A 16,662-nucleotide genomic window follows, 5' to 3' on the forward strand; every position below is an offset into this window, starting at 1 on the left:
TTTACGTGTGTAAGATGCTTTTCCTACACTAACCCCTCATGGTAACGAACTCTTCTGAGCCCGTTGGGTGGATAGCAACAACAGAATCAAAGTCTGCTTTGGTTGCGCCCATCTTCATCGCTACCGCAAAGCCTTGAATCATCTCATCAACCGTAAAGCCGATACCGTGTAGACCCACGACTTTCTCATCCTCGCCCGCACATACTAGTTTCATCTTACAAGGCTGACGGTGCTTAGTGACTGCGGTGTACATCGCTGTGAAGCCAGATGTGTACACTTTCACGTTGTCTTCGCCGTATTGCGCAACTGCTTCTGGCTCAGTTAGACCGATAGTGCCGATTGGTGGGTGGCTGAATACTACGGTTGGAACGAGGTCGTAGTCCATTTTCGCGTTTGGCTTGTTGTTAAATAGGCGCTCAGAAAGCTGGCGGCCCGCTTTAACTGCCACTGGTGTTAGCTCGATACCACCTTCCATGATATCGCCCACGCAGTAGATGCCTTCAACGTTGGTTGTTTGGTACTCATCAACCTTGATGTAGCCGCGATCGTTAGTTTCAACGCCCGTTACGCTTAGGTTGATAGCGTCTGTTGCTGGGTGGCGACCAATTGCCCAGATAAGCTGGTCAACGTTTTGGCTCTCACCGTTCTCTAGGTGAAGAGTCAGGCTGCCGTCTGCTTCTTTAACCACTTCTTTTGGCACAGATTGAGTGTGCAGTGTCGGACCTTCTGCATCCATTACTTCGACGAGAGTGTCGATGATCATTGGATCGAAGCTGCGTAGCGGTGACTCCTTACGAACGAACAGATGTGTCTCTGTACCCAGTGCGCTTAGCACGCCTGCGATCTCAACAGCAATGTAACCTGCACCGACTACAGCAACACGTTTAGGTTGTGCATCTAGGTCGAAGAAGCCGTTTGAGTCGATGCCGTATTCCGCACCTGGGATGTTTGGAATCGTTGGACGACCACCGACAGCGATAAGGATGTGGTCTGCTGTATATAGCTCGCCATCAACCTCAACGGTTTTTGCGTCAACGAATCTAGCAAAGCCCTTGATAACGTTTACTTTGTTGTTGCCGAGTACGCGATCGTAAGATTGGTGGATACGACCAATGTACGCTTGGCGGCTCTCAACCAGCTTGTTCCAGTCGAAGCCTTTAACGTCAACGTCAAAACCATAGTCTTCCGCGTATAGGTTCATCGCTTCAGCAATTTGCGCGCCGTGCCACATCACCTTCTTAGGGACACAGCCAACGTTTACACAAGTACCGCCTAGGTCTTTCGCTTCGATAAGCGCAACCTTCGCGCCATACATTGCCGCACGGTTTGCAGATGCGATACCGCCGCTGCCGCCACCAATACAGATATAGTCAAAATGCGTTGCCATTACGTTCTCCAAGAGCTTATAAATATTTTGATTGCTAGTACTAAAGCATATTGGGGCGCGGTCGTGAGAACTCAACAACCCAAAATGCGAGCAACAATCTCTGTCCGTATGATAAATCGAGTCTAGCAACTTTCTCCAATGGGAAAAAGCGGAGTTGATTATGACTAATAGCGATTGATATTAAGAAAGGGTGATCGATGAGGTTGTGGGGTGATGGAAGGTAAACGCAGCAGCGATCAGTCTGCTGCGTTGGAAGTGGGGCTGAGCGGGATTACTCCGGCACAATCCATTCGACTTTAAAGTGACCTGTTGCTGGGGCAATTTTCTCTTTAAGGTATGGCAGAATCTCTTTCATCTGCTGCTCAAGCATCCATGGAGGATTGATAACAATCATGCCCGAAGCTGTCATGCCGCGTTCATTGGTGTCAGGAGAAACCCCAAGCTCTATTTGAAGGATTTTGCGAATGCCGAGCCCTTCTAGACCATCAATCATATCGTCGATGTCGTAACGATTCACCACTGGGTACCAAATTGCGTAAATACCCGTTGCCCAACGCTTATGGCTCTGTGCAATCGCGGTCACCACATCGCGATACTCTCTGGCGAGCTCGTAGGGTGGGTCAATCAGTACTAAGCCGCGACGCTCTGTTGGTGGCAGGCTCGCTTTAAGGCGTTTAAAACCATCCTCTTTAAAGATTTTCACCTGACGGTCGCGATGAAACTCTTGCTCCAGTAGCGGGAAGTCACTTGGGTGCAGCTCGGTCAGCACCATACGGTCTTGCGGGCGCAGATGTGCGCGTGCCACACGCGGTGAACCAGGGTAGTAACGCAGTGCATCGCCGTTATTTAGCGTATCAATCGACTCGATGTAGCTGGCGATGTCTTCTGGGATGTCTGAATTACCCCAAAGCTTGCCGATACCTTGCTTATATTCGCCCGTTTTCTCTGACCATTCATGGGTCAGATCGTAGCGACCAACGCCAGAGTGGGTGTCGTGATAAACGAATGGCTTTTCCTTGTTTTTTAGAGAATTAAGGATAAGACTTTGTACTATGTGCTTCACGACATCGGCATGGTTGCCCGCGTGAAAACTGTGACGATAGCTCAGCAAAATAATGACTCGGTTAGACAATAATGCACGAAGTATAACCTCTTCTTTCCCGAAGCGGCAGAGATCTTACAACTTCGTCATGTCGTAAGGATTGAAATTCGAGTCCAATGACTACATTTATTTAATAATTACGCTCACTTGCTACCAAATGAGTGAGGGAACCCAATAACTAAAAAGGGACGCTGCATGTCAAACCCATTACTGACGTTTACCGACTTACCTCCTTTTTCACAAATTAAACCAGAACATGTGAAACCAGCAGTCGAGCAAGCGATTGATGCCTGCCGCGCGAAGATTGATGCGGTGCTTGAAGGCAATACCAACCCGACCTGGGACAATGTTGTTGCGCCAATCGAAGAGATTGATGACAAGCTAAGTCGCCTTTGGTCACCAGTGAGCCATATGAATTCTGTGGTCAACAGCGACGAACTGCGCGAAGCGTATGAGAGCTGCTTGCCTATCTTGTCTGAATACGGCACTTGGGTGGGTCAGCACAAAGGTTTATATGAAGCCTACAAAGCGATCAAAACCAGCGATGAGTTTGCTGCGCTCAGCCAAGCTCAGCAAAAAACCATCAAAGATTCCCTACGTGACTTTGAGCTTTCAGGCATTGGTTTGCCAGCAGACGAGCAGCATCGCTACGGCGAAATCAGCAAACGCATGTCAGAGCTAGGCTCACAGTTTTCGAACAACGTGCTCGATGCCACTATGGGCTGGACTAAGCACATCACCGATGAGAAAGAGCTGGCAGGCATGCCTGAATCGGCACTGGCAGCAGCGAAAGCGGCGGCTGAAGCGAAAGAGCTTGAAGGCTACCTATTAACACTCGATATCCCATCTTATCTTCCGGTTCTGACTTACTGTGATAACCAAGCGCTGCGCAGAGAGTTGTACGAAGCGTACGTCACTCGTGCCTCTGATCGTGGTCCGACTGCGGGTCAGTGGGACAACACGGATATCATTTCAGAGCAGCTGAAACTGCGTCATGAAATTGCACGCTTGCTTGGCTTTGGTACCTTCAGTGAGAAATCACTGGCGACCAAAATGGCTGAGAGCCCAGCACAAGTGCTTGGCTTCTTGAACGATCTTGCGACGAAAGCTAAGCCTCAAGGTGAGCGTGAAGTTGAAGAGCTACGCCAATTTGCCGAAAAAGAGTTCGGCGTCACTGAGCTAAACCTTTGGGATATCGCTTACTACAGTGAGAAGCAAAAGCAGCACCTATTCCAGTTCTCAGACGAAGAACTGCGTCCATACTTCCCAGAATCAAAAGTGGTTAGCGGCCTGTTCGAGGTGCTTAATCGCGTCTTCGGCATGCAAATTACGGAGCGTGAAGGCGTGGATAGCTGGCATGAGTCGGTACGTTTCTTCGATATCTTCGATAGTGAAGGCACGCTGCGCGGCAGCTTCTATCTAGACTTGTATGCGCGCGAGCACAAACGTGGCGGCGCATGGATGGACGAATGTCGAGTGCGTCGCACCAAAGCTGACGGCGAACTGCAAACTCCAGTGGCGTACCTAACGTGTAACTTCAACAAGCCAGTCGGTGACAAGCCTGCCATGTTCACACACGATGAAGTGGTGACACTATTCCACGAAACTGGCCACGGTATTCACCACATGCTAACCAAGATCGATACCGGTGCCGTGTCGGGCATCAACGGCGTGCCTTGGGATGCGGTTGAGCTACCAAGTCAGTTCTTAGAAAACTGGTGCTGGGAAGAAGAGGCGCTGGCGTTTATTTCTGGTCATTATGAAACCGGTGAGCCATTGCCAAAAGCGATGCTCGACAAAATGCTGGCAGCGAAGAACTTCCAATCGGCGATGTTTATCTTGCGCCAGCTTGAGTTCGGTCTGTTCGACTTCACGCTACACACAGAATACGATCCAGACATTGGCGCACGCGTCCTAGAGACGCTAGCGGATGTGAAGTCCAAAGTCGCAGTATTGCCAAGCTTAGAGTGGAACCGCTTCTCACACAGCTTCAGCCACATCTTTGCGGGTGGTTATAGCGCGGGTTACTACAGCTATCTTTGGGCAGAAGTACTGTCTTCAGACGCGTATTCTCGTTTTGAAGAAGAAGGCATCTTTAATAAAGAGACCGGTCAAAGCTTCCTAAACCACATCCTAGAAATGGGTGGCAGTGAAGAGCCGATGGAGCTGTTTAAGCGCTTCCGCGGCCGTGAGCCGCAGATTGATGCCTTGCTGCGTCATTCTGGGATCAGTGCTTAGTTAGTAAGCTTGATGTCGATGAGAGCCTCTGACCTTTGGTTGGGGGCTTTTTTTTGGTTCATCGCGGCTTTCCGGGGAAGGCCGCTTTAATCTTTAGAAAGAAGTAGTCCGTGTCTCGGTAACCATAACCCATTCGCTTGATGAGTTTTATCTTGTTATTGATACCTTCCAAGGTGCAAGTATTCAGATGGTATGAAGCTGATGCCACTATTCCGTGAAGGTAAGGTTTGAGCTTTCTAGCAAAATTAATAAGAGGTTGTATGCCACTTTCATTCACCTGCTGCCACCATACTTCCCATAAACCTTTAGCGTGCTCCTCTGAGTCACAATACCAAAGTTCCTTGAGTTGAGCTCCAAGCAGATGAGTGATCATGAGATCTCGGTTGATTGAGAGTATTTCATCAAGATAACTCTGTTGTTTTACGTTCAAGTTCTCTCGGTTTTTCAGAAGCACCCAACGGGAACGTTTTATCCAACGACGTGCTTTCTTGTCCGTTTTTAATTGATTTGCTTGGTCTACACGAACCCTATCCATGACCTCTCGACCGAACTTGGCTACAACATGAAACATGTCATAGACAATACGAGCATTTGGGCAATGCGCCTGCACTTCAAGGTCAAAAGCTGTGTTCATATCCATTGCCACAACTTCAATGTTGACGGCATTGTCGCCGAGCTCTTCAAAGAATGGGCGAATGTCCTTTCGGCTTCGGCCTATGCCAATCCAAAGCACTTGGTGTGTTTGAGCATCAGCAATGACCGTCGCATATCTGTGCCCCTTGAAGATGGCGAACTCGTCCATAACAAGTTGACGCAAATCACTCCAAGGCACCGTTGGCACAACTCGCTTAAGACGTTGTTTATCAATTTCTTTAATCGTATGCCAATGCACTCCGGTCAGCTCGGAGATATGCTTGATAGGCAATAGGGGCAGTAACTTTTCAATATAGCCCTTCAAGCGATTTGTGATTCGAGCATATGGTGCAACCCATGGTATAGCTTCCGTTTTTACGCCACAGTCAGGACAGTTTATCCGTCGAGTTTGTACCAAAAGCTCAACAGGAATATCGAACATCATTGTTTCTTTTAGCACTCGCCATTGGTAGTCATGAATAGAGTCGGATGAGCGACCGCATTGGCAGTGAGCGGTAGAGTCAGGCTTCAAGGTGATTGTAATTAAGGAGTCAGTTTTGTGGGACTTTATGACTTCAAAGCCTTCCCAGAAGGAAAATAGGAAAGTATTATTCGACATGAAAACGGTAGTTTTTGGCAGGTTGTGTTTGGCGATGTAACCATACCATTAACTACCGTTTTTGTTTTCAGCTCCCGCTAATCCGCGATGAACCTTTTTTTTGCTTCAAATGATATATTTTAAAATGAATAATTATTGAATAAATCCCAGCAAATTCCATTTTGTTTGCAAAATGTACCCTGCAACCATCCTCCCAACAACGTCACCCACTTTCACACTTCGAAAAAACAGAAGTATCCTTTCAGCCAAAATTAGGTGTTATTAAACTTTGCTTACAAAGCCTTTCTACGTTTGAGGTTGGAATAAAATCTAAGTTTGTTTTGAGTCAAAGAAGCGTCCTAGAGTGCATGCAAGCACTTCGAAAGTTAATTACAGCGATATTCAGTTTCAGGTAACTTAATTTGGCTTTTCGCTTACGCATTAATTGTTAATAAAAATGCAAAATAGCGCAGCATTTCATCATTGTATTCAGCGATTGCTTTTTATCGGTTTGTCCTTCTACCGATGTCGACTGAATTTACTTGGAGAGTTACCCATGACAAAAAAGTGGTTCACTGAAACCGTTGATAATACCCAGCAGATGATGGGTGTGTCGGCGGAGCAAGGTTTGACCTCACAGGAAGTGGCTGAGCGCCAATCACAATATGGCAAAAACGAGCTACAAGAAAAAGCAGGCAAATCTGCCCTTGAGCTGTTCCTGCATCAGTTTAAAAACCCATTGATTTTCATCCTTGGTGTTGGTGCCATTGTTTCCTATTTTACCGGGCACCTAGTGGATGCGATCGCGATTACGGCGATCATCTTTATCAACGCGCTGATTGCTTTCTGGCAAGAATTTAAAGCGCAGAAGGGCATGGAAGCACTGCGCCAAATGGCAGCACCATCGGCGCAAGTAAAGCGTGATGGTGAATGGATGGACATTCCTGCCAGTGAGATTGTTCCTGGCGATATCTTAAAAATCAGTACTGGTGATATTCTTGCTGCTGACGTTCGCATTTTAGAAGCGAACCGTCTTTCTATCGATGAAGCAGCCCTGACCGGCGAATCTGAGCCAGTAGATAAAACGTCTAAGGTGATCGAAGACGACAGTGTGGGTCTTGGTGACCAGCTCAATATGGGCTTTATGACGACCATGGTGACCTCGGGCACCGGTCTTGGCTTAGTCGTCGCAACGGGTATGCAGACCGAAGTGGGTCACATTGCCGATCTCATGGCGAATACGGAAGAAACCAAGACACCAATGCAAGAGCGCATGGACACCATCGCGAAGACGCTAATGCTAGTCGCACTGGGCGTAGTTGCGGTCGTGTGTGCGATAGGTCTTTACTACGGCATGCCTTGGCTAGAGATCCTCAACATAGGTATTTCTCTGTCTGTTGCGGCGATCCCTGAAGGTCTTCCGACGGTCATCACTATCGTTCTAACCATGGGCTCTACTCGCATGGTGAAGAACAATGCGCTGGCGAAGCAGCTAGCGGCGATTGAGACGTTAGGTTCGACCACGGTTATCTGTTCAGATAAGACAGGTACGCTCACTCAGAACCAAATGCAGGTCATGAAGGCGTACGATGCAAGTGGTCGCTATTGGGAAGTCAGCGGTAAGGGCTTTAGCCCTGAAGGTCAATTCAAGCCGCTATCGCACAGCACAGATGCCAAGCACAGCCCAGAGATGATGAAGGGTCTTGTTGTGGCAACGCTATGTAACGACTCTGAGTACATCATGGACGGCGACAAGTCGACCGTACGTGGTAACCCAACTGAGGGTGCACTGATTGTGGCAGCAGCGAAGGCGGGTCTGAACCAGTCTGAGATGTTAACGTCAGGTGGCTACTCTATTGTTGAGAAATTCCCGTTCGACTCTTCTCGTAAGATGGCCTCAGTGATTGTTAAAGATCCTGAAGGTAATCACTTCCTAGCGATCAAAGGGGCACCCGATGTGATTCTGGGTAACGCTTCAGGCTTTATGGTTGACGGATTGTCAGTAGACCATGCGCCAACGGCGACCGATGGCAATCTAGCGCTAGCGGCGAGCCCAAGTGAAGAGATTTTGGCTAACTACGAAGCCGCAATTGAGAATTTTGCACAAGATGCGCTGCGCACGCTCGCGGTAGGCTTTAAAGCGCTATCCGAAGCTGACCTAGAACGTGACCACACAGAGCTTGAAAAAGACATTACCGTGCTGGGTCTCTACGGCATCATGGATCCACCGCGTCCAGAAGTACGCGATGCGATTGAAAGCTGCTACCAAGCAGGGGTAAGAACGGTAATGATCACGGGTGACCACGCGCTAACAGCGGCAGCGATTGCACGTGATATCGGTATCATCCGCAGCGAGAAAGATCTGGTTGTGACGGGTGCAGAGCTTGATGAGATGGACGATGACAAGCTTCGTCAAATCTGTCCGGAAGTTGCAGTATTTGCCCGTGTAACGCCAGAGCACAAGCTACGCATTGTTCAGGCTCAGCAGTTCAACAACGAAGTAGCAGCGATGACAGGTGACGGTGTGAACGATGCACCCGCACTGCGCCGTGCTGATATCGGTGTTGCTATGGGGATTACTGGTACGTCGGTTGCGAAAGACTCAGGTGACCTTATCCTGTTGGATGACAACTTCAGCACCATCGTGAAAGCGGTACGCCAAGGGCGTCAGATCTTCGACAACCTGCGTAAGTTCATCCGTCAGGCTCTGACGGCGAATGTGGGTGAAGTATCGGTTATCCTGTTTGCGTTCCTAATGATGGGCCCAGAGGCGATCTTGCCGCTAACACCGCTAATGATTCTATGGATCAACTTGGTATCGGACGGTCTACCAGCGCTGGCGCTAGGTGTTGAGCCAGAAGAGAAAGATTTGATGGAGCGTAAGCCTCGTAAACGCAACGAGAGCTTCTTTAGTGACCACCTAGGTACTCGTATCCTAACTCGTGGTCTAGCACTGGGTGGCATGAGCTACATGGCGTTCAACTGGGCACTAACGAATGGCTTCTCTGCAAACTACGCACAGACAATGGCATTTGCGATGTTAGTCTTTGCTCAGCTATGGCACCTATTTGACTCTCGTACATTTACGTCGCTATACCGCAGAAACCCATTCACCAACCCGTACCTACTCGGTGCAGTAGCGGTGTCAGCGATTCTATCGCTAGGGGTTATCTACACAGGTCTAGGTCAGCTAATCTTCAACACAGAAGCACTGGCAGCCGGTCACCTATTCGGTGTCATCATGGCAGCATCACTACCGACACTGGTTATGTCTGCAGTGAAAGAGGCAACCAAAACTAAGTGGGTTTAATCTCTCACTTGAGATAGTAAAAAGGCGCTCTGATGAGCGCCTTTTTTGGGTTTGGTGCAATTTTCTCACAGCGATCTGCGACCTAAGGGTTCACATTGCGACTAATCGGATTCTGCAACGAAATCAGCGTCTCCGTCGATTGCACCTCTTCAATCGCTTGTAGCTTATCGATCAGTACGTGCTGCAGCTCTTCAATCGAGCGACACATCAACTTCACGAAGATGTTATACGCCCCCGTGGTGTAGTAGGCTTCGACCACTTCATCTAGGGCATTGAGCTTTTCAAGCGCCGAGTGATAGTCACGCGCAGCGTATAAGTTAATACCGATAAAGCAGCACACGTCATAACCGAGCTTCTTGGTATTTACCACGACTTCAGTACCTTCGATGATCCCTGCCGCTTTCATCTTTTCGATACGCACATGAATCGTCGCTGGGCTCACATCAAACTGTTTGGCCATCTCGGCATACGGGCGACGAGCGTCTTCCATCAAGGTTTTTAGGATCGCTTTATCCAGATCGTCGAGATTGTTGGTGCCGTGCATATCGAATCCTTTGTTTGAGTGAGTGGACGACATCGCTGACCACGCGTCGCTTTATTGGTGCACAAGCTTATCACTATTTTTGCGCAGCCGTCTTTGTGTCGATCACGCTTATTGGTCGCGCTATCGACTTGAGGTACACTGGCGCCCATTGTCTTTTGTCGGAGCGTCACTTGCACATTCAACTTATTTGCGAACATCAACCACGTCAACCAGAGCTGGAGCAACTTGCTGAGCGTTGGGGGTTAGTGGCGTCTGAAGATTCCGAATTTGCGTTGGTGCTGACCGAGCAAAGACTCGAGCTTCGTAAACTCGATGAGCCGAAATTGGGCGCAATTTTCGTCGACCTTGCTGGTGGCGCGGTGGCGCACAGACGCAAGTTTGGTGGTGGTAAAGGTCAAGCTATCGCTAAAGCGGCGGGTTTGAACAAAGGGGCGACACCAACGGTACTCGATGGTACTGCAGGTCTAGGTCGCGATGCCTTTGTTCTCGCATCACTTGGCTGCAAGGTGCAGATGGTAGAGCGCCATCCTGTGGTTGCCGCATTGCTGGATGATGGCCTTGAGCGCGCCAAGCATGATCCAGAAATTGGCGAGTGGGTGAGTGAGCGTATGTCACTGCTGCATGCGTCGAGCTTAGATGCTTTGGGTGAACTTGCCGACGACAATGCGTTTACCAAGCCCGATGTTGTCTACCTAGACCCAATGTATCCACACCCTGAGAACAAAAAGAAATCAGCGCTGGTGAAAAAAGAGATGCGTGTGTTCCAATCTTTGGTTGGCGCAGACACCGATGCAGATGGACTATTGGAGCCGGCTCTTAAGCTTGCGGCAAAACGCGTTGTAGTGAAACGTCCAGACTACGCTGAATGGCTGGATGAGAAAAAGCCGACCATGGCGATTGAGACCAAAAAAAATCGCTTCGACGTTTATGTTAATGCATCAATGAGTTAATTCTTTCCTATACGTTTTTTGAGTAAATTGCTCTGGTGTAACTGGAGCAAGTTACTTGCAACCGCTGCCAATTGACGTTATATCTAACTAAGAATCATTCCTGTTTTCGTTGTGGTTAGTTGGAGATAAAGTGGTATGACTAAACGACTGTGCAAGTTAAATCGTCGCGACATCAGTGACAACCTTGGTGACATCCATCGTTTGGTCGCAGAACCTAAATTCCTGTGCCGCTCTTGCTCACGTTCATCTGCCGATAAATCCACACTTTGCAAACCGGCTGCTATCCCGCCAGCATCTTGCCAGAGCAAACCATTGAGTGAGCAGCAGCAATGTGGCGTGTTGGCTGAAGCATTGCCAACCAAAACCACGCCGAAACTCACCAAGACTGCCAACAAAGCCGAGCCTAAATCAGCGACCGATGTTCAAATGGCCGAAGAGTTAAGCCTAGAAACAGTCGATAAGAAGTCGCTGAAGCGTGCGAAAAAAGCACTCAAAGCGCAGAAAAAGGCACAGAAGAAATTGCGTAAAGTACTGAAGAAAAGTCAGAAGCTACTGCGCAAACAGAGCAAGCTTGAGCACAAGTACCAGTTAGCGGCAGCAACGGTTGAAAAGCAGGTAATGAAAGTGCAGCCAGAACAGCTGCACTAATAAGGTCTTTATTTTGAGTGAAGCCTAGCTGTTTGCCAGTTGGGCTTCTGCTTTTGGTTTGACCCAAAGCTCGTTCACCACGAGTGATAGCAAGATAATCCCGCCGCCAATCGACAGCTTCAGCAAATCGACATCACGATTCCAAATCACAATGTTGACGATAAGACCTGCCGGCACAAGCAAGTTGTTCATCACTGCCAGTGCGCCAGCGTTAACCATTGTCGCGCCTTTGTTCCAGATAAAGTAACCCAACCCAGAAGCAATGGTGCCTAGGTAAATAAGCACGCCCCACTGTACGCCGGTCGTCGGCATCTTATCGAAGCTACCAAAAATCGAGAAGGCGATGGTCGCAACCACAGTCGCGCCAAGGTAGAAATAACCAAACACGCTGTGCTGTGGCAGCTCAACCTGCTCTTGCTCCATCACGTATTTGTAACCCACCTGACCGATAGCAAAACAAAGGTTCGCGCCTTGCACGACCAAGAAGCCCATCAAGAAGTTTTCGTTAATGCCAGCAAACTTGATGAACGCCGCGCCAGCGACCGCAATTGCCGCTGTCACCAAATACCATGGCGAGAAGCGACCTTTAAGTAGGTCGTAAAATAGCGTTACGTAGATCGGTGTGAAAACGGTAAACAGCAGCACTTCCGGCACCGAAAGCAGCAAGAATGATTGATAGTAGAAGCAGTACATCAATCCAAGTTGGATGCCACCAATCGCCATCAATTTGGCTTTCAGCTTGTTAGGAACTTGCTTGAACTTAGTGAACGGCAAAAAGACCAGTGCCGCCAGGACAACACGCATCAGTACTGAAAACCACGAGTCAACCTGACCCGCGAGATAAACCCCAATTAGGCTGAAAGAAAAAGCCCAAAGCAGGGTAACAGAATAGAGATAACCCATAGTTAACAATTATCATTTAATAACAAATGCAGTCAGTGTAACACTTTTCGTTACGATGAGAGATCCGATCAAAAAAGGCTTCCGAAGAAGCCTTTTGCTATTTTTAATCTTTGATCGGCACGACCAACATGTCGACAGGGGAAGTGTTGATAAGCTGCCTGGTAGACGACAGGATTTTGCTCCAAAAGTCCTGATGGTGACCACACACCACTAAATCGACATTGTATTCACCGATGGTATCGCGCAGCTCATTGCTTAAATCACCGCTGCCAACCAACGAATGCTTGATCGGGTAATTCGCGTATTCGGCAAAATCTCTTAGCTGCGTCATCGAGGCCTCCATGGCCTGATGCTGTGTCTCTGCCATATTGAGGTCAATCAAGCCGGTGTAAAGCTCGGCATAGTTGACGTCGATATGGATAAATGACACCTCTGCACCCAGTGGTTTCGCGAGTGAGACCGCTTTGTCTATGAGCATTTTGCTTTCTTCTGAGAGATCTAATGCGACCATAATATGTTTGTAACTCATAACGCACTCCTCCTGACGTTCTTCCTACTAAAAACATAGCATTTAGCGCCTGAAAATTATGCTGATGTGATCCCAAATCGGTCGTCATAGCTATAAAACTCTGCCTTGTCGTGACTAAATACAACGAGTTTCTCTCAATAATTTTCTCAACTACAAGACGACAAAATGTGAGCAAAGTCGCCAAAGTTTTCTAGAATCAAAGTAAGCGCTGAGTACACAGTTGTTGCCAGGTTTGGGCATGAGATCAGAAGACTCCTCAATTAGTTATGTTATAGTGGCGTTAATTCCAGTTACGAAATTAGGAGTCGTAAATGCTTTCTCCATCTATGGTTCAACACCTGAACGAGCAAATTAACCTCGAATTCTTTTCATCCAACCTATACTTACAAATGAGTGCTTGGTGTGAAGACAAAGGATTTGAAGGCGCGGCAGAATTTCTTCGTAAGCATGCGGACGAAGAAATGCAGCACATGCAAAGATTGTTTACCTACGTAAGCGAAACCGGTGCATTGCCAATTTTGGGCAGTATTGAAGCACCTCGTCACGATTTTGAAAGCCTTGGTGACGTGTTTCGTGAAACGTACAAACATGAGCAGATGATTACGGAGAAAATCAACAAGCTGGCGCACGTTGCCTTCTCGGCTCAAGACTACTCAACGTTCAACTTTCTTCAGTGGTATGTTGCGGAGCAGCATGAAGAAGAAAAATTGTTTAAAGGGATCTTAGATAAGCTAGAACTCGTAGGTGAGAATGGACAAGCGCTATTCTTCATCGACAAGGATTTAGCAACGTTAGCAAAAGAGGGTTCTTCTTCCATTATGGACGCCCCAGCTGAGTAACATCAGCGTTTAAAAGACCATTGATTGTCTTTTTCTCTTGGGTGTCTAGGAAGACGTAGGGAGGAAAAGATGATCAGTGGAGACACTATTCTATTAGCATTGATGCTCATTACCTCAGTCAATATGGCGAGGTATCTCACAGCACTACGCTCACTTATTTTTATCATGCGTGAGGCGCATCCGCTCTTGTACCAGCAAGTCGATGGACGCGGGTTTTTTACTACGCACGGCAACATGTCGAAGCAAGTGAGGCTGTTTCACTATCTCAAAAGCAAAGAATACCATCACCACCATGATCCGGTGTTTACCGAAAAGTGCGATCGCGTGCGTGAGCTGTTTGTGCTCTGCGTCGCGTTGATTGGGGTAACCTTGCTCGCAGGTTTCATGCTTTAGCAGACGGTGAAGAGCATTAGATAGGGCACGTTGCAGGCGCAAGCGTGGCAATGAACCTGGTGTCAGTTTCCGGCTTGTGATGCAACGCTGGAGGAGTTGGCTTTAGTCGATTAAGCCGCTAGAATAGCGCCAGATTGTTGAAGGGATGTGCAATAAGCACATCCTTTTTTTATTTAAATTTTGTCGGAAAACCGTGATGAATCAGAAAGTTGATGTGGTAATTATTGGTGCAGGCGCTGCGGGGTTGATGTGCGCAGCAGAAGCGGGCAAGCGAGGTCGTCGCGTGCTGGTGCTGGATCATGCTAAAAAACCGGGTCGAAAAATTCTGATTTCTGGTGGTGGTAAGTGTAACTTCACCAATTACGATGTGACGGCAAATAACTATTTGTGCCAAAACCCGCACTTTGTGAAATCGGCTCTGTCGCAATACACCAACTGGGACTTTATCTCTTTGGTGAGCAAATACGGTATTGAGTTTGAAGAACGCGATCATGGTCAGCTGTTCTGCTTAGAGTCGGCGAAAGACATCGTCAAAATGATGCTGTCTGAGTGTGAATCCCCAAACATTCAGTTCCGTTACCAAACCGATGTGCACAGCATTGAGAAAACCGAACAAGGTTTCTCATTACACGCCGATACCGATACCATTGAATGTGATTCTTTAGTGGTGGCAACGGGCGGCCTTTCGATGCCAAAGCTGGGGGCAACCCCATTTGGTTATAAGATTGCTGAGCAATTTGGCCTTGAAGTGGTACCGACAACCGCTGGCCTAGTGCCATTTACACTGCACAAAGAAGACAAAGAAGACTTTGCGGAGCTCTCTGGGATCGCAATTCCAGCGGAGATCACCGCGAACGATGGCACGCTTTTCAAAGAAGCGCTGCTATTCACTCATCGCGGATTGTCAGGCCCATCGGTACTGCAGATTTCTTCTTTCTGGAAGCCGGGTCAAAACGTGTCAGTAAACTTGGTGCCAGAAGCGGATATTGAAGAGCTATTGACGCGCTCGCTAGAGAAGCACCCAAACCAAAGCCTGAAAAACACCTTGGCGCGTGTGCTGCCAAAACGTTTGGTTGAAGTGCTGATTGAACGCAAGGTGTTTGCTGACAAACCGCTGAAGCAATACAACCCCAAAGAGCTGGTGGCGATTCGCGAATCTCTAGAAAACTGGACCATTGCACCCAATGGCACCGAAGGTTACCGCACTGCAGAGGTGACGCTTGGTGGCGTCAACACCGACCATCTTTCATCTAAAACCATGGAGTGTAAGTCTATCCAAGGCTTGTACTTTATCGGTGAGGTGATGGACGTGACGGGCTGGCTGGGTGGTTATAACTTCCAGTGGTGTTGGTCATCTGGTTTTGTGGCTGGGCAGCACGTTTAATAGTCTGAGGTTCAAGTAAAAGCGGCACCCTAGGGTGCCGCTTTTATCTTTCTAAGCCTAAAAAACTAAGCCAAAAAACTAAATTTAGTGACGTAGCGAGTGAATTACTTTAGTTCCCACTTCGCCACAATCGCTTCGGCGCGAGCCAGTAGCTCAGTGCTTGATGTCGATTGCATAAACGCCGCGTTATCAATCACTTGCTCTACGGTATGTGCGCCAGCAATCACAGGCCCCACTTCTTCTTGCGCCACAAGCCAGTGAATAGCCAGATGTGAAAGTGGAATATTGGCTTCTTTGGCCAGTGCTTTTAACTCTTCCACACAGTTGAAGTAAGGTTCAAACGTCTCACCGTTGAGTTTTGGGTTGTTGTAACGGTCGTCGCTGTCATCCCAGTTACCAGAGCGCTTTAATGTACCGGTAAGCAGACCCTGCATCAGTGGGGAGTACGGTAGGTACTTCATGTCGTGCTGTTGACAGAACGGCAGCGCTTCTTCACGTGCTCGGTACTGCAGCGGAATGTTGTGGTAGTGCTCTGGATTTTGCTCTAGCAGGTTGTAGAGACCCTGGAAGGTGGCCACTTCGACACCCGCCATCATTTCACACGTCATATCTAGCGAATAGTTCGACACGCCAACGTGGCGAATCTTACCTTGCCTTTTTAGCTCAGCCAATGCGTCAGCGGTTTCTGAAATCGGCGTGTTTGGATCTGGCCAGTGCACTTGGTACAGATCGATGTAGTCGGTTTTCAGGCGCGTAAGAGAGTCTTCAATCTCTTTGAAAATACTCGCTTTAGTCAGATCTTTACGGGTTTTTTTACGCGCATCCTGTGACCAAGGCAAACCACACTTAGTGGCGATAATGATCTGTTCGCGAGATTCCGTCTTCAGCGCTTGGCCAAGAACGGTTTCTGCATGGCCCTTGCCATAAACTGGCGCGACATCGAAAAAGTTGATGCCAGCATCGACCGCCGCTTTGATCGCTTCAATGGACTCTTGGTCAGAGACGTTATTCCACGTCCCGCCGATTGCCCAGCAACCAAAACCGACCGCAGAGGCATTAAGATCTTTGATTGTTTTGTGTTTCATCGCTTGTGCCCTTTCTCTTGTGCAGGCGGATTTAAGTACTGAGACGGGGACTATCTCGTCCCAGCTGATTTTATCTTGTTATTGATTTGTCATGTTTTATCAAGGTTTATATTTATAAC

General features: G+C 48.2%; 14 protein-coding genes. 7 read left to right on the top strand and 7 right to left on the bottom strand.

Annotated elements, in window-relative coordinates; all coding sequences use genetic code 11:
* Positions 1 to 28 precede the first annotated feature (28 nt).
* Together gorA and AAA946_RS00340 are read right to left on the bottom strand one after the other, a co-directional pair.
* Positions 29 to 1,387, bottom strand: a complete 1,359-nt coding sequence (gene gorA / locus AAA946_RS00335) for a glutathione-disulfide reductase (protein ID WP_338163195.1) — start codon at positions 1,385 to 1,387, stop codon at positions 29 to 31.
* 271 nt (positions 1,388 to 1,658) lie between these two features.
* Entirely contained in the window at positions 1,659 to 2,498 is an 840-nt protein-coding gene (locus AAA946_RS00340) for a 23S rRNA (adenine(2030)-N(6))-methyltransferase RlmJ (RefSeq protein WP_338165736.1), read from the bottom strand.
* A gap of 186 nt (positions 2,499 to 2,684) precedes the next feature.
* On the opposite strand from AAA946_RS00340, the gene prlC reads away from it, so the two are divergent.
* Entirely contained in the window at positions 2,685 to 4,727 is a 2,043-nt protein-coding gene (gene prlC / locus AAA946_RS00345) for an oligopeptidase A (protein WP_338163196.1), read from the top strand.
* A gap of 58 nt (positions 4,728 to 4,785) precedes the next feature.
* On the opposite strand, the gene AAA946_RS00350 is transcribed toward prlC, so the two are convergent.
* Positions 4,786 to 5,979 (bottom strand): ISL3 family transposase, encoded by a 1,194-nt coding sequence (locus AAA946_RS00350; protein WP_338163197.1) that lies wholly within the window; start codon positions 5,977 to 5,979, stop codon positions 4,786 to 4,788.
* A 535-nt stretch (positions 5,980 to 6,514) separates the two neighbouring features.
* Between AAA946_RS00350 and AAA946_RS00355 the strand changes: the two genes are divergently transcribed.
* On the top strand, positions 6,515 to 9,268 hold the full coding sequence (locus AAA946_RS00355; RefSeq protein WP_338163198.1) for a cation-translocating P-type ATPase: 2,754 nt from the start codon (positions 6,515 to 6,517) through the stop codon (positions 9,266 to 9,268).
* Positions 9,269 to 9,350: 82 nt separating this feature from the next.
* Here the strand turns inward: AAA946_RS00355 and asnC are convergent, their stop codons facing one another.
* On the bottom strand, positions 9,351 to 9,812 hold the full coding sequence (asnC, locus tag AAA946_RS00360; protein ID WP_042502002.1) for a transcriptional regulator AsnC: 462 nt from the start codon (positions 9,810 to 9,812) through the stop codon (positions 9,351 to 9,353).
* A 170-nt stretch (positions 9,813 to 9,982) separates the two neighbouring features.
* Between asnC and AAA946_RS00365 the strand changes: the two genes are divergently transcribed.
* Both AAA946_RS00365 and AAA946_RS00370 read left to right on the top strand, forming a co-directional pair.
* Complete coding sequence (locus AAA946_RS00365) at positions 9,983 to 10,762, top strand: class I SAM-dependent methyltransferase (protein ID WP_338165737.1); 780 nt, start codon at positions 9,983 to 9,985, stop codon at positions 10,760 to 10,762.
* 135 nt (positions 10,763 to 10,897) lie between these two features.
* A complete protein-coding gene (locus tag AAA946_RS00370) occupies positions 10,898 to 11,410 on the top strand; it encodes a hypothetical protein (protein ID WP_338163199.1) in 513 nt (170 codons plus the stop codon).
* A 24-nt stretch (positions 11,411 to 11,434) separates the two neighbouring features.
* Here the strand turns inward: AAA946_RS00370 and AAA946_RS00375 are convergent, their stop codons facing one another.
* A complete protein-coding gene (locus AAA946_RS00375; RefSeq protein WP_338163200.1) occupies positions 11,435 to 12,313 on the bottom strand; it encodes a carboxylate/amino acid/amine transporter in 879 nt (292 codons plus the stop codon).
* A gap of 103 nt (positions 12,314 to 12,416) precedes the next feature.
* A complete protein-coding gene (locus tag AAA946_RS00380) occupies positions 12,417 to 12,842 on the bottom strand; it encodes a universal stress protein (RefSeq protein ID WP_338163201.1) in 426 nt (141 codons plus the stop codon).
* Positions 12,843 to 13,153: 311 nt separating this feature from the next.
* Here AAA946_RS00380 and ftnA point away from each other — a divergent pair, with 311 nt between their 5' ends.
* From ftnA to AAA946_RS00395, 3 genes are all read left to right on the top strand, one after another.
* Positions 13,154 to 13,681: a non-heme ferritin gene (gene ftnA / locus AAA946_RS00385; protein ID WP_042502012.1), complete on the top strand. Its 528-nt coding sequence runs from the start codon at positions 13,154 to 13,156 to the stop codon at positions 13,679 to 13,681.
* Positions 13,682 to 13,750: 69 nt separating this feature from the next.
* Positions 13,751 to 14,074, top strand: a complete 324-nt coding sequence (gene uspB, locus AAA946_RS00390; RefSeq protein WP_112478727.1) for a universal stress protein UspB — start codon at positions 13,751 to 13,753, stop codon at positions 14,072 to 14,074.
* A 196-nt stretch (positions 14,075 to 14,270) separates the two neighbouring features.
* Positions 14,271 to 15,458, top strand: a complete 1,188-nt coding sequence (locus AAA946_RS00395) for an NAD(P)/FAD-dependent oxidoreductase (RefSeq protein WP_338163202.1) — start codon at positions 14,271 to 14,273, stop codon at positions 15,456 to 15,458.
* 104 nt (positions 15,459 to 15,562) lie between these two features.
* Here AAA946_RS00395 and AAA946_RS00400 read toward each other — a convergent pair whose 3' ends face one another.
* Complete coding sequence (locus tag AAA946_RS00400; RefSeq protein WP_338163203.1) at positions 15,563 to 16,543, bottom strand: aldo/keto reductase; 981 nt, start codon at positions 16,541 to 16,543, stop codon at positions 15,563 to 15,565.
* Positions 16,544 to 16,662 lie beyond the last annotated feature (119 nt).

Source organism: Vibrio sp. 10N (assembly GCF_036245475.1).
GTDB lineage: Bacteria > Pseudomonadota > Gammaproteobacteria > Enterobacterales > Vibrionaceae > Vibrio.